Origin of the sequence: Nocardia sp. NPDC049220, from assembly GCF_040647855.1 — a bacterium.
Classification (GTDB): domain Bacteria; phylum Actinomycetota; class Actinomycetes; order Mycobacteriales; family Mycobacteriaceae; genus Nocardia.
The window spans coordinates 1-1,059 of the sequence record NZ_JBEZDA010000069.1; the positions used below are offsets into that span (position 1 = coordinate 1).

At 55.9% G+C, this 1,059-nt stretch carries 1 rRNA gene; it reads left to right on the forward strand.

The features are described 5' to 3' along the window. Nucleotides 1-176 precede the first annotated feature (176 nt). Nucleotides 177-1,059 (forward strand): 23S ribosomal RNA (locus AB0C34_RS31585); the annotation flags it as partial.

Below are 1,059 nucleotides of genomic sequence, written 5' to 3' on the forward strand. Positions count from 1 at the left end.
GGCGGGCATGCCTGTTCGAGCGTCATTTCAACCCTCGAGCTCCCCTCTTTTTGGGAGAGCCCGGCGTTGGGGACCCGGCGCTAACACCGCCGGCCCCGAAATGGAGTGGCGGCCCGTCCGCGGCGACCTCTGCGTAGTAATATCCACTCGCACCGGGACCCGGGCGCGGCCACGCCGTTAAACACCCCACCTTCCGAATGTTGACCTCGAATCAGGTAGGAATACCCGCTGAACTTAAGCATATCAATAAGCGGAGGAAAAGAAACCAACAGGGATTGCCCCAGTAACGGCGAGTGAAGCGGCAACAGCTCAAATTTGAAATCTGGTCCCCAGGGCCCGAGTTGTAATTTGTAGAGGATGCTTTTGGCGAGGCGCCTTCCGAGTTCCCTGGAACGGGACGCCACAGAGGGTGAGAGCCCCGTCTGGTCGGATGCCAAGCCTATGTAAAGCTCCTTCGACGAGTCGAGTAGTTTGGGAATGCTGCTCAAAATGGGAGGTATATGTCTTCTAAAGCTAAATACCGGCCAGAGACCGATAGCGCACAAGTAGAGTGATCGAAAGATGAAAAGCACTTTGAAAAGAGGGTTAAAAAGTACGTGAAATTGTTGAAAGGGAAGCGCCTATGACCAGACTTGGGCCCGGTGAATCATCCAGCGTTCTCGCTGGTGCACTTTGCCGGGCACAGGCCAGCATCAGTTTGGCGCGGGGGATAAAGGCTTCGGGAATGTGGCTCCCCTCGGGGAGTGTTATAGCCCGTTGTGTAATACCCTGCGCCGGACTGAGGTACGCGCTCCGCAAGGATGCTGGCGTAATGGTCATCAGCGACCCGTCTTGAAACACGGACCAAGGAGTCGTCTTCGTATGCGAGTGTTCGGGTGTAAAACCCCTACGCGTAATGAAAGTGAACGCAGGTGAGAGCTTCGGCGCATCACCGACCGATCCTGATGTTCTCGGATGGATTTGAGTAAGAGCATACGGGGCCGGACCCGAAAGAAGGTGAACTATGCCTGTATAGGGTGAAGCCAGAGGAAACTCTGGTGGAGGCTCGCAGCGGTTCTG